The sequence below is a fragment of the Streptomyces sp. CA189 genome (assembly GCF_056428985.1).
Genome location: NZ_JBWJVM010000018.1, coordinates 51550 through 62984, shown reverse-complemented (window position 1 = coordinate 62984; position 11435 = coordinate 51550). Strand labels below are relative to the sequence as shown.

Below are 11435 nucleotides of genomic sequence, written 5' to 3'. Positions count from 1 at the left end.
CTTCGGGCCCCGGCCGCCCCCGCGGCGTTGCGCCGCCCAGTCCGCCAGCGCGTCGAAGTCGGCCCGGACCAGCCCGATCCGCTCGTCGATCCGCAGCAGCAGGGCGTGCGCGGGGTGGCGCTGTTCCACGTAGGCGCGGTCCATGTCCGTGATGTCGTCGTCGACCCAGGCGAAGGGCCGCTCGCCCGCGTACTCCAGGACGTACTGGGTCTTCCAGAACGTCCCGCGCGGTGCGCGCCCGTGCATCTGCGGCCAGTCGATCCAGGGGAGCTCCGGCAGACCCAGGTGCGGGCCTATCCACTCGTTCGCCTCGCCCTTCCAGGTGGTCGCCCAGACCAGCTCGTACGCGTCCGCGAGCGCGAGCAGCTCCCCGCCGTGGCCGGGATTCAGCCAGACCCGCAGCGGCTTGGCACTCTCGGCCTCGGTCCAGCCCGTCGGGCGCATCCGGTGGGTGCGGTAGCCCTCGGGGCGCCGCTGGGGCTTGGCCGCGTAGGGGTTCAGCGGGCCGTCCACGTCGATCAGCAGCAGGGGCTTCGGGTTCATGTCGGCAGGATTCCTTTCGGCGCCCGGAAGGGCAGCTCATTTTTAGTCGTGGACACTCTGAATGAGACATCGACGTCTCATTCGGGTTATGGTTGTCTCATGGCCATGGATCGTGATCAGGTGCTCCGCGCCGCCGCCGCCCTGCTCTCCCGCAAATCGACCGCCACGATGGACGAGGTCGCGAGGGCCGCCGGCATCGGCCGCGCGACCCTCCACCGGCACTTCGCCGGGCGCGACGCCCTCGTACGGGCGCTCGAAGAGCTCGGCATCCGGGAGTTCGAGGTGGCCTTCGACAACGCCCGCCTCGGCGAGGGCACGGCGATCGACGCGCTCCGCCGGCTCGTCGCCGAGGCGGAGCCCAACGCCGAGCTGCTGGCCTTCCTCGTCACCGAGAACCAGCTCTTCGAGGGGGACCAGGTCAACGAGGGCTGGGCCCGCCTGGACGCCCGCGTGGGAGACCTCTTCCGGCGCGGCCAGCACGAGGGCGACATCCGGATCGACCTGAGCCCCGCCTGGCTCACCGAGGCCCTCTACGGGCTCATCGGCACCTGCGCCTGGGCCGTCATGGACGGCCGGGTCGCGGCCAAGGACTTTCAGTACATGATCATCGAGCTGCTGCTCGGTGGCGCACGACGGAGTGTGGAGAAATGAGCCGTACCGAACAGCTGACCCGGACGAAGGGGGCGGAGGGCCGGAGCCCCGGGCGCTGGGTCGCGCTCTCCGTGCTCGTCCTGGCCGTCCTGCTGGTCGCCGTCGACGCCACCGTACTCGGTCTCGCCACGCCCGCCCTCAGCGAGGACCTGAAGCCCTCCGGCACCCAGCTCCTGTGGATCGGCGACATCTACTCCTTCGTCATCGCCGGCCTGCTCGTCTCCATGGGCTCCCTCGGCGACCGGATCGGCCGCAAGAAGCTCCTCCTCGTCGGCGCGACCGCCTTCGGAGCCGTCTCGGTCCTCAACGCCTACGCCACCAGCCCCGAGATGATGATCATCGCCCGGGCCCTGCTCGGCGTGGCCGGCGCGACCCTGATGCCGTCCACCCTCGCGCTGATCCGCAACATCTTCCACGACCCCAAGGAGCGCAGCCTCGCCATCGGCATCTGGGGCGCCACCGCCTCGGCCGGCGCGGCCGTCGGCCCGGTGGTCGGCGGAGCCCTGCTCCAGCACTTCTGGTGGGGCTCGGTCTTCCTCATCAACCTCCCCGTGATGATCGTGCTGGTCATCGTCGGCATCAAGCTGCTGCCCGAGTCCAAGAACCCGGTCGCCGGCCCCTGGGACCTGTTCAGCGTCGGCCTCTCCCTCGTCGGCATCATCGGCGTGGTCTACGCCGTCAAGCAGGTCGCCACCCACGGCATGGGCTGGGAGGTCTGGGCGGCCGCCGCCATCGGAGCGGGCGCGCTCTACACCTTCGTACGCCGCCAGTTCACGCTGCCGGCCCCGCTCCTCGACATGCGGCTCTTCAAGCACCGCGGGTTCTCCGGCGCGGTCCTCGCCGACCTGCTCACCGTCTTCGGCCTGTCCGGACTGGTCTTCTTCCTCTCCCAGTTCCTCCAGCTCGTCCAGGGCCGCGAGCCGCTGGAAGCCGGACTCGCCGAGCTGCCCGCCGCCGTCGGCGCCGTGGTCACCGGCCTGGTCGCGGGCAAGTACGCCCGCAGGTACGGGGTACGGGCCGTCGTGACCGGAGGCCTCGCCGCCATCGGCATCGCGCTGGCCGCGCTGACCGTGATCCACAAGGAGACCGGCTACCCGCTGCTCGGCGCGGCCCTGCTCCTCGTAGGCCTCGGCGCCGGCTTCTCCTTCACCGTCACCGCCGACGTGATCCTCTCCAGCGTCCCCAAGGAGCAGGCCGGTTCCGCCTCGGCCGTCTCCGAGACCGCCTACGAACTGGGCGCCGCCCTCGGCATCGCCCTGCTCGGCTCGGTCGTCACCGGCGTCTACCAGGGCTTCACCGCCCCGGCCTCCGTCACCGGCCCCGTCGCCGACGCCGCCCACGAATCACTCGGCGGTGCCGTCGAAGCGGCCAGGTCCCTGGACCCGCAGACCGCCCAGCAGATGGTCGGCGCCGCCCAGGAGGCCTTCGTGGACGGCCTGCGGCTGGCCTCCGGCGTGGGCGCGGCAGTCCTGCTCGCCACGGCGGTGGCCGCCTGGTTCCTGCTCAGGGGCCAGGAGCTCCAGGACGGCATCGAGCACTGACGCCGCGCCAGAGGGTGGTGTTCCGCGCGGAGTTGACAGTCCGTCGACCCGCGGGACACCATCCCGGCGATGGAGATCAACGACCTGACCCCGGCGGAGCGCCGCGTATGGGACGCCTTCCCCCGTGGGGAAGGCGTCGATTTCCGGGAGGACCGGGGCGAGGAGGCCACTGACGGCGCCTCGTGGGGACCGGACCGGACCGTACGCGCCGAATTCCTCGCGTTCCTGCTGCTGCGCGGCGTGGCCCCGCTCGACGGGCAGGTGCCCGGGCTGAACGTCCGGGGCGCCCGGATCATCGGCAAGCTCAACCTCAAGTATGCCGACATCGAGCACGCGATCCGGCTGCGGGCCTGCTGGTTCGAGCGCAAACCCCTCCTGTACGGGGCCCGGTTGAGAATCGTGTCGCTGAGCGACTCGGCCCTGCCCGGCCTGACCGCCTCCACCGTCAGCGTCGACATCGCGCTCAAGCTGTCCTGCTGCCGCATCACCGGGCCGGTACGCCTCGCGGGTGCCCGGATAGCAGGCGGACTCTTCCTGCGGAAGGCGGTCATCGGCACGGCGGGGCCGGTCGAGGAGGGCCAGGAGGCGGCCCTCCAGTTCAACCACGCCGACATCGGAACCGACGTCATCGCCATGGAACTCACCGTCCACGGCCAGACCCGCATCAACGGCGCCACCGTCGGCGGCCAGATCAACTTCGACGACGCCCGGCTCCTCGCCCCCGGCGGGACCGCCCTGCACGCCGAGATCCTCAACGTCGGCACCGACCTGCGCGCCATGCGGCTGGAGGCCCGCGGCCGGGTCAACCTCACCGGCTCCCGGATACCGGGCCAGCTCAACCTCGCCTACGCCCGCTTGATCAACCCCGGCGGGGTCGCGCTGCGCGCCTCCAGCTGTGTCGCCGGCGAGGTGTGGCTGCGCAACTGCCCGACCGTCCAGGGCGGCGTGAACCTGCGCCGCTCCCAGTTCGACCTGCTCCACATCACGCCCGAGACCTGGCCGCGGGAGGTCCGCATCGCGGGACTCACCTACCGCGCCCTCAGCCCGCACGTTCCCGCCGAGCAGAGACTGCCCGTCCTGGAGCGCGAGGAGTCGGGCTACCTCCCGCACGCCTACGAGCAGCTCGCCACGTCCTACCGGACGGCGGGCGACGAGGCCGGGGCGCGGACCGTGCTGCTCGCCAAACTGCGGCGGCACCGCCGCACCCTGCCCCGGGCCGCCAGGTTCTGGGGGCTGCTCCAGGACGCCACCGTGGGCTACGGGTTCCGGCCGCTGCGCGCCGCGGGCTGGCTGCTGGCGCTGCTGATCACGGGGAGCCTCGCGTACGGGCTCCACCCGCCGCGGGAGCTGAAGCAGGGGGAGGCGCCGGAGTTCAACCCGGTCTTCTACACGCTCGACCTGATGGTGCCGATCATCAGCTTCGGCCAGGAGGCGGCCTACGCGCCGGACGGCTGGTACCAGTGGCTGTCGTACCTGCTGATCGTGACCGGCTGGGTCCTCGCCACGACGACCGCGGCGGGCGTCAGCCGGTCACTGCAACGGCAGTGAGGAGGGGACGGGCTACGCGGCCTTGGCCTTGGTCGCGTACATGTCCACGTACTCCTGGCCGGAGAGCCGCATGACCTCGGCCATCACCGAGTCGGTGACGGCGCGCAGCACGTAGCGGTCGCGGTCCATGCCCTCGTACCGGGAGAACTCCATCGCCTCGCCGAACCGGACGGTGACCCGGCCCGGGCGCGGCATGCCGGCGCCGCCGGGCTGGAGCTTGTCGGTGCCGATCATCGCGAAGGGGACGACGGGCGCGCCGGTCATCAGGGTCAGGCGGGCGATGCCGGTGCGGCCCCGGTAGAGGCGGCCGTCGGGGGAGCGGGTGCCCTCGGGGTAGATGCCGAAGATCTTGCCCTCTTCGAGGATCCGGCGGCCGGTCATCAGGGCGGCGACGCCGCCGTTGGCCCCGTCGCGGTCGACGGGGATCATGCCGGCGCCGGTGAAGAACCAGGCCATGGCCCGGCCCTTGACGCCCTTGCCGGTCACGTACTCGTCCTTGCCGATGAAGTGGACCGTGCGGTCGCACACCAGCGGAAGGATCATCGAGTCGATGAAGGTGAGGTGGTTGCCCGCGAGGATCACCGGCCCGGTGCCCGGAATGTTCTCGATGCCCTCGACGCGGGTGCGGAACATCAGGCGCATGACGGGTCCGACAGTGGCTTTGATCAGGCGCGTACGGAACAACGTGGGGCCCTCCGGCATCGAAAAGCAAGGTTCTCGCACCCACCGCACGCGGCGGTAGTGCAGGTGAGGACGATACTCGCGGGTCCGGTCTGATCGCACATCGGGTTCACGAGGTGGATACGCAGTGTTGACGCACGTTTCCGCCATGTTCCGCCCGCGCACCCCCGCCCGCCATCGACGCTTGCCTACCATCGGCACGCGGATTCGGGCCGTAGGCCCCGGAGATCCCGGGACGCCCGGCCCTTGTCTGATGGGGAGTGGCACTCATGACGCAGGGTGGGGCAGCACGGCGCGCGGTACTGGGCGCGGCCGTCGTCGCGGCGGGCGGAGCCTTCGGCGGACTCGTGGCGGGCGGCGGTCCGGCCGCGGCGGCGGAGAGCGGCCACGGGGGAGGCGCGGGAGGCGGCCGGGGCGGCGGCTACCGGGACCTGCCGGTGCCGACGGTCATCGGGCACCGGGGAGCCAGCGGCTACCGGCCCGAGCACACGCTCGGGTCCTACCAGCTCGCGCTCGACCTCGGCGCCGACGTCGTAGAACAGGACCTCGTGCCCACCAAGGACGGCCACCTGGTGTGCCGCCACGAGAACGAGATCGGCGGCACGACGGACGTCGCCGACCACCCCGGGTTCGCGTCCCGGAAGACGACCAAGACGATCGACGGGGTCGCGGTCACGGGCTGGTTCACCGAGGACTTCACCCTCGCCGAGCTGAAGACCCTGCGCGCGAAGGAACGCATCCCCGCCATCCGGCAGCGCAACACGCTCTACGACGGCCGCTGGGACGTCCCCACCTTCGAAGAGGTGCTCCGCTGGGCCGACCTCGAGGGCCGCCGGCGCGGGAAGCGCGTGTGGCTGCACGTGGAGACCAAGCACCCCAGCTACTTCCGCGGCCTGGGCCTCGGCCTGGAGGAGCCCCTCGCCAAGCTGCTGCGCCGCTACGGGCGCGACGGCCGGGACGCCCCGCTCTTCCTGCAGTCCTTCGAGCCCTCCAGCATCCAGCGGCTCTCCCGGCTGGTCTCCGCCCCGCGCGTGGTGCTCCTCTCGGCGGCGGGCACCCGCCCCTGGGACTTCGAGCTGGCCAAGGATCCCCGCACGGTCGCCGATCTGGTCAAGCCCGAGGGGCTGCGGTGGATCGCGGGCTTCGCCCAGGGCATCGGGCCGACCATGGACCTGATCGTGCCGCGCGATGCCGCCGGCAAGCTCGGCGCCCCGACCACCCTGGTCGCGGACGCCCACGCGCGGGGGCTGATCCTGCACCCCTATACCGCGCGGAACGAGAACAACTTCCTGCCGGCCGACTACCGCAAGGGCACCGACCCGACGGCCTACGGCGATGCCTTCGGCGCCTTCAAGACCTACTTCGAACAGGGCATCGACGGCATCTTCACCGACCACCCCGACACCGGGCTGCTCGCGGCGGAGGCCTTCCGCCCGGGCCGCGGCGTCAAGGGCTGACCGTCAACGGCCGGCCGGAGCTTCTCGTACGAGTGGGCCGTGCCCGGCGGGGAAACCGCCCGGCACGGCCTTCGCGTCCCGCCCGGCATGGACCTGCAGAAGGCTGATCTCCCCAACCTGTTCGAAACGCTCCGCCCGCTGCTCTCGGCCGAAGCGGCCGCCGAGACCGCGGGCACCGGGGTGGACGCCGCCGACCTGGAACAAGCCGTCTGGGTCAGGCTGCTGGAGCACCGTCGCATCCCCGCCGAACCCGCCGACTGGCTGCGCCGGGCGGTGCGCGGGGAGGCCCGCCGGGCGCGCCGCCGGGCCCGGCACGAAGTCCCGTACGGACACCGCCAGCACTCGGCGGAAGGCGGGTCCGGTGCGGGGACCCGTACCAGTACGGGCGTGGAACCGGAAGACGCCCTCCTGCACGGCGAGGAGAACCGGGCCCTCCGATCGGCGGTCGCCCGATTGCCCGGAAGGTGTCCGGAGCTCATGAAGGCACTTCTTTCGCCCAGGGACCTCACCTACCGTGAAATCGCAGGAGAGTTGGGTATCTCACAAGGAAGTTTGGGGCCCGTCCGTTCCCGTTGCCTGGGATGTCTGCGCAGAATGCTGGCCGTAGAGGTTGCGGCTCCCGTCCTGCGGGGAATGGAGCGGTAGACCAAAAGGCCACCAGGTGAGCGGGAGGCATGCGCACATGGGCATGAGCGTGACGATTTCGGCGGCAGCCGCCGAGGATGCCGAGCAGATCATCAAGCTGCAGTATCTGGCGTTCCAGAGCGAGGCCGAGCTGTACGGCAACTACCGCATCCAGCCGCTCACCCAGTCCCTGGACTCCCTCAAGGCCGAGCTGGCGTCGGACACCGTGCTGGTGGCCCGGCTCGGCGAGGAGATCGTCGGCGCCGTGCGCGGCACCGTCGACGAGGAGGGCACCGGCAAGATCGCCAAGCTCTGCGTGCACCCCCGGCTCCAGGGCCACGGCCTCGGCGCCCGGCTGCTGAGCGCGGTCGAGGCGGCCCTGTCCGGCCACGACGGGACCACCCGCTTCCGGCTGTTCACCGGCCACAAGAGCGAGTCGAACCTGCGGCTCTACCGCAAGGCCGGATACACCCAGGTCGGCGGGCGCACCGCGTCCGACGGCGTCCGCCTGGTGATCCTGGAGAAGGCGGCCAAGGAGGCCACCGACTTCGCGGTCAGCGCTTAGCCCCCAACGCCTAGCGCTTCGCGCGGAGCCAGAGCATCCCGGTGATCGGCAGGATCACCGGGATGAACAGGTAGCCCATCCCGAAGTCCGACCACACGGTCGCGTCGGGAAAGGCGTCGGGCCGCGCCAGGGTCCAGGCGCCCACGACGAGTACGCCGGTCAGCTCGGCGGCGCAGCAGATCCGCGCCGCCTTGCGGGCCGTCTCCCCGCCGCGCACCAGCGAGTACGTGATGAAGGCGTAGACCAGCGCGGCCGCGGCCGACAGCGAGTACGCGAGCGGGGCCCGGTCGAACTCGGTGGAGATCTGGTAGATCGAGCGCGAGACCGCGCCGACGGTGATCACCCCGTAGAACCAGACGAGCAGCACCCCCGGCCCGGTGACCAGGCGCTTCCGCCCGCCGGGCGGGGTGGCGGTGGCCGTGGCGTCCGTGTCGGTATCAGGCACCGGTGTTTCCCCAGATGTCGTAGAGCCGTACTTCGAGCACGGCGAGGACGACCGCTCCCGCGGCCACCGTCACCGAACCCCACTTGGTCCGCTCGCTCAGCGAGAGCACCCCCGCGGCCGGGATGGTCGCGAAGGCGCCCACCAGATAGGCCAGGAAGAGCACCGTGCCCTGACCGGGCTTCTCGCCCCGGGCGAGCTGGACCAGGCCGACCACCAGCTGTGCCAGGACCAGAACGGTCACCACGGCCATGCCGATGAAGTGCCAGTCCTTGGTCGGCTGGTCCCGCCAGGCGGCGAAACCGCACCAGGCGGCGAGAGCGAGTGCGGCCACGCCGATGGCGACCGTCAGGGCGTCGAGCATGCAGCGAGGGTATTACGGGCCGAAAGACCCGATGCGCTCACCCCTGCCCCGGGGCTTTCCTTGAAGGCATGAAGCTGCTGCACGGGAAGCTCGGCCCGCAATTCGACGCGCTGCTGTTCGACAACGACGGCACGCTCATCTCCTCGATGGAGTCGGTGCACCGCTGCTGGACCCTCCCGCAGACTCCGTCCGGGGGGACCCCCGGGGCCCGGGAGTACGGGATCACCGAGGAGGCCTTCGCCGCGGTGGAACTCCACGGCCGCCCGGCCGCGGAGATCATCGCCGACCTCCTGCCCGAGGCCGTACGGGCCGGCGCGCCCGCCCGGATCGAGGTGCTGGAGACCGAGGACGTGGCGGGCGGCGTGGTCCTGCTCCCCGGCACCAAGGAGCTGCTCTCGGCCCTCCCCGCCGGCCGCTGGGCCGTGGTCACCTCCGCGACCCTCCCCCAGCTACCGCTGGGAGGTGCCCCCGGGCTGGCCGAGGCCCGGCTGCGGGAGGTCGGCATCGCCGCCTGGGAGGAGGGGGGCCCGGAGATGGTGGCCGCCGACGACATCACCCGCGGCAAGCCCGACCCGGAGCCCTTCCTGCTGGCGGCCGCCCGGCTCGGCGTGGACCCGGCCCGCTGCGCGGTCTTCGAGGACGCCCCCGCCGGCCTGGCCGCGGGCCGCGCCGCCGGGATGACCACCGTGGCCTTGACCACAACCCACCCGGCCGCCGAACTCGACGCGGACGTAATCGTCCGAGACCTCTCGGCCGTGTCCGTGCTGGTCGGAGCCGATGGTGTGACGATCGAGACGGACGATCGGCCCTGACCGGTGTTGTCCGGTATGCGGCCGAAATCCGTCCGCTATTCGGACGCCTTTGATCGGTCACGGGGAACGTCTGGTTTACTGGGGCCCATGACCACGACGAGCAGCCGCACCCTTGCGACCGAGGCGACGATGACGCCCGGTGCTCGTTGTATGTGTCGAATGCGCGCCTTCTGAGGGCCCCTGCCCCAGGTCTCACGCCCCGAAGCGAGACCGGCCGAGCCGCTCCCGGCACCCCCGTGTGAACCCGGACCGCTCCTGCCCCGCGCATGCGCCGAAGCCGTCGATTTCCGATGGTTCGACCCGTATCGCGTCCCAGATGTTTGCCCCGTGCCCGGCACCCGCTGCGCCGCGCACTCGACAGCGACGGAAATCCTGTGATCACCACATCGGGCCTCACGAAGGTCTACCAGTCCCGTGGCCGTGAGGTCACCGCCCTGGACGGCGTCGACCTGCACGTCCGCCAGGGCGAGGTCTACGGAGTCATCGGCCAGAGCGGCGCCGGAAAGTCCTCCCTGATCCGCTGCGTGAACCTGCTGGAGCGCCCCACCGCCGGCACCGTGTCCGTCGACGGGGTCGACCTCACCGCCCTCGCCGGCCGGGGCCGCCGCGCCGGCAAGGAGCTCCGCGAGGCCCGCAGCCGCATCGGCATGGTCTTCCAGCACTTCAACCTGCTGTCCTCGCGCACCGTGCAGGGCAACATCGAACTGCCCCTGGAGATCCTCGGGATCTCCGGCCGCGAGCGCTCCCGCAAGGCCGCCGAACTGCTCGACCTCGTCGGCCTCGCCGACAAGGCCACGTCCTACCCCGGTCAGCTCTCCGGCGGCCAGAAGCAGCGCGTCGGCATCGCCCGCGCCCTGGCCGGCGACCCCAAGGTGCTGCTCTCCGACGAGGCCACCAGCGCCCTGGACCCCGAGACCACCCGCCAGATCCTCCAGCTGCTGCGCGACCTCAACCGCCAGCTGGGCCTGACCGTCCTGCTCATCACGCACGAGATGGACGTGGTCAAGTCGGTCTGCGACTCGGCCGCCCTCATGCGGCAGGGCCGGATCGTCGAGGCCGGCACCGTCACCGAGCTGCTGGCCACCCCCGGCTCCGAGCTCGCCCACGAACTGTTCCCGCTGACCGGGTCCGCGACCACCGCGGAGCACACAGTCATCGACGTCACCTTCCACGGCGAGACCGCGACCCGGCCGGTCATCTCCCAGCTGGCCCGCACCTACAACATCGACATATCGATCCTCGGCGCCGCGATGGACACCGTCGCCGGCCGGCAGATCGGCCGCATGCGCATCGAGCTGCCCGGCCGCTACGAGGACAACGTCGTCCCCGTCGGCTTCCTGCGCGAGCAGGGCCTGCAGGTGGACGTCGTGGAAGCGGACACGGACGTCGAGGCCGACGTCGACGGCGAACTGGCCGAGCTGGTCAAGGATGGTGCGAAGTGACCTGGTCCGAAATGCAGCCGCTGCTCACGCAGGGCACCTTCGACACCCTCTACATGGTGTTGTGGTCCGCCCTGGCGACCATCCTCGGCGGACTGCCCATCGGCATCCTCCTCGTCCTCACCGACAAGGGCGGCCTGCTCCAGAACCGTGCGGTCAACAAGATCCTCGGCGTGATCGTGAACATGGGCCGCTCGCTGCCGTTCATCATCCTGCTGATCTTCCTGATTCCGGTCACCACGGCGATCGTCGGCACCTTCATCGGCCCCACCGCCATGATCGTCCCGCTCGCCATCGGCGCCATCCCCTTCTTCGCCCGGCTCGTCGAGACCGCCGTGCGCGAGGTGGACCACGGCCTGATCGAAGCCGTCGAGTCCATGGGCGGCGGCATCCCGACCCTGGTCGGCAAGGTGCTCCTGCCGCAGGCCCTGCCCTCGCTGATCGCGGCCGTCACCACCACCGTGATCACCCTGATCGGCTACTCCGCCATGGCCGGCGCGGTCGGCGGCGAAGGCCTCGGTTCCAAGGCCATCACGTACGGCTTCCAGCGCTTCGAGACCGGCTTCATGCTCGCGACCGTCGTGGTGCTGATCGTGCTCGTCACGGTGATCCAGCTCATCGGCGACGGCGTGGTACGCCTCCTCGCGCGGCGCGGTCGGACAGCCTGAACCGGGCCTGAGCCGGACAAACACCAACTTTTCCCAGAAAGCCCGCACTTGTCGTGCTTGGGCCGTCATCAATCAGCAAGACGCAAGAAAGGCACTCTTC

Annotated in this window: 12 protein-coding genes and 1 pseudogene; 9 read left to right on the top strand and 4 right to left on the bottom strand. The window is 71.1% G+C overall.

Annotated elements, in window-relative coordinates; all coding sequences use genetic code 11:
• Positions 1-30: 30 nt before the first annotated feature.
• Positions 31-543: pseudogene (locus AC061S_RS17010) on the bottom strand (HAD domain-containing protein); the annotation flags it as partial.
• Between the two features lie 99 nt (positions 544-642).
• Between AC061S_RS17010 and AC061S_RS17005 the strand changes: the two are divergent.
• From AC061S_RS17005 to AC061S_RS16995, 3 genes are all read left to right on the top strand, one after another.
• Entirely contained in the window at positions 643-1194 is a 552-nt protein-coding gene (locus tag AC061S_RS17005; RefSeq protein ID WP_327251845.1) for a TetR/AcrR family transcriptional regulator, read from the top strand.
• On the top strand, positions 1191-2735 hold the full coding sequence (locus tag AC061S_RS17000; protein ID WP_478686783.1) for an MFS transporter: 1545 nt from the start codon (positions 1191-1193) through the stop codon (positions 2733-2735). The genes AC061S_RS17005 and AC061S_RS17000 overlap by 4 nt, the downstream gene beginning before the upstream one ends.
• 69 nt (positions 2736-2804) lie before the next feature.
• Entirely contained in the window at positions 2805-4283 is a 1479-nt protein-coding gene (locus AC061S_RS16995; protein WP_478686782.1) for a membrane-associated oxidoreductase, read from the top strand.
• 12 nt (positions 4284-4295) lie between these two features.
• On the opposite strand, the gene AC061S_RS16990 is transcribed toward AC061S_RS16995, so the two are convergent.
• Positions 4296-4925 carry a lysophospholipid acyltransferase family protein gene (locus tag AC061S_RS16990; protein ID WP_478686781.1) on the bottom strand — a complete coding sequence of 210 codons (630 nt, stop codon included), beginning with the start codon at positions 4923-4925 and terminating at the stop codon, positions 4296-4298.
• A gap of 308 nt (positions 4926-5233) precedes the next feature.
• Between AC061S_RS16990 and AC061S_RS16985 the strand changes: the two genes are divergently transcribed.
• From AC061S_RS16985 to AC061S_RS16975, 3 genes are all read left to right on the top strand, one after another.
• A complete protein-coding gene (locus AC061S_RS16985; protein WP_478686780.1) occupies positions 5234-6421 on the top strand; it encodes a glycerophosphodiester phosphodiesterase in 1188 nt (395 codons plus the stop codon).
• An 87-nt stretch (positions 6422-6508) separates the two neighbouring features.
• Entirely contained in the window at positions 6509-7066 is a 558-nt protein-coding gene (locus AC061S_RS16980) for a sigma-70 family RNA polymerase sigma factor (RefSeq protein ID WP_478686822.1), read from the top strand.
• Positions 7067-7103: 37 nt separating this feature from the next.
• Positions 7104-7610 (top strand): GNAT family N-acetyltransferase, encoded by a 507-nt coding sequence (locus AC061S_RS16975; RefSeq protein ID WP_478686779.1) that lies wholly within the window; start codon positions 7104-7106, stop codon positions 7608-7610.
• A 10-nt stretch (positions 7611-7620) separates the two neighbouring features.
• Here AC061S_RS16975 and AC061S_RS16970 read toward each other — a convergent pair whose 3' ends face one another.
• Together AC061S_RS16970 and AC061S_RS16965 are read right to left on the bottom strand one after the other, a co-directional pair.
• Positions 7621-8055 carry a hypothetical protein gene (locus tag AC061S_RS16970; RefSeq protein ID WP_478686778.1) on the bottom strand — a complete coding sequence of 145 codons (435 nt, stop codon included), beginning with the start codon at positions 8053-8055 and terminating at the stop codon, positions 7621-7623.
• A complete protein-coding gene (locus AC061S_RS16965; protein ID WP_478686777.1) occupies positions 8048-8416 on the bottom strand; it encodes a hypothetical protein in 369 nt (122 codons plus the stop codon). Before AC061S_RS16965 ends, AC061S_RS16970 begins: the two co-directional genes overlap by 8 nt.
• Positions 8417-8484: 68 nt before the next feature.
• On the opposite strand from AC061S_RS16965, the gene AC061S_RS16960 reads away from it, so the two are divergent.
• The 3 genes from AC061S_RS16960 (at position 8485) to AC061S_RS16950 (ending at position 11335) form a co-directional block, all read left to right on the top strand.
• Positions 8485-9228: an HAD-IA family hydrolase gene (locus AC061S_RS16960; protein ID WP_478686776.1), complete on the top strand. Its 744-nt coding sequence runs from the start codon at positions 8485-8487 to the stop codon at positions 9226-9228.
• A 374-nt stretch (positions 9229-9602) separates the two neighbouring features.
• The gene (locus AC061S_RS16955) at positions 9603-10670 is read left to right on the top strand and encodes a methionine ABC transporter ATP-binding protein (protein ID WP_478686775.1); all 1068 of its coding nucleotides are present in this window, start codon (positions 9603-9605) and stop codon (positions 10668-10670) included.
• A complete protein-coding gene (locus tag AC061S_RS16950) occupies positions 10667-11335 on the top strand; it encodes a methionine ABC transporter permease (RefSeq protein WP_478686774.1) in 669 nt (222 codons plus the stop codon). The genes AC061S_RS16955 and AC061S_RS16950 overlap by 4 nt, the downstream gene beginning before the upstream one ends.
• Positions 11336-11435 lie beyond the last annotated feature (100 nt).

What these genes read in the sequence shown, in the direction of transcription:
- AC061S_RS17005 (WP_327251845.1), top strand. Translation starts at nt 643, where the DNA reads ATGGCCATGGATCGTGATCAGGTGCTCCGCGCCGCCGCCGCCCTGCTC.
- AC061S_RS17000 (WP_478686783.1), top strand. Translation starts at nt 1,191, where the DNA reads ATGAGCCGTACCGAACAGCTGACCCGGACGAAGGGGGCGGAGGGCCGG.
- AC061S_RS16995 (WP_478686782.1), top strand. Translation starts at nt 2,805, where the DNA reads ATGGAGATCAACGACCTGACCCCGGCGGAGCGCCGCGTATGGGACGCC.
- AC061S_RS16990 (WP_478686781.1), bottom strand. Translation starts at nt 4,925, where the DNA reads ATGCGCCTGATGTTCCGCACCCGCGTCGAGGGCATCGAGAACATTCCG.
- AC061S_RS16985 (WP_478686780.1), top strand. Translation starts at nt 5,234, where the DNA reads ATGACGCAGGGTGGGGCAGCACGGCGCGCGGTACTGGGCGCGGCCGTC.
- AC061S_RS16980 (WP_478686822.1), top strand. Translation starts at nt 6,509, where the DNA reads ATGGACCTGCAGAAGGCTGATCTCCCCAACCTGTTCGAAACGCTCCGC.
- AC061S_RS16975 (WP_478686779.1), top strand. Translation starts at nt 7,104, where the DNA reads ATGGGCATGAGCGTGACGATTTCGGCGGCAGCCGCCGAGGATGCCGAG.
- AC061S_RS16965 (WP_478686777.1), bottom strand. Translation starts at nt 8,416, where the DNA reads ATGCTCGACGCCCTGACGGTCGCCATCGGCGTGGCCGCACTCGCTCTC.
- AC061S_RS16960 (WP_478686776.1), top strand. Translation starts at nt 8,485, where the DNA reads ATGAAGCTGCTGCACGGGAAGCTCGGCCCGCAATTCGACGCGCTGCTG.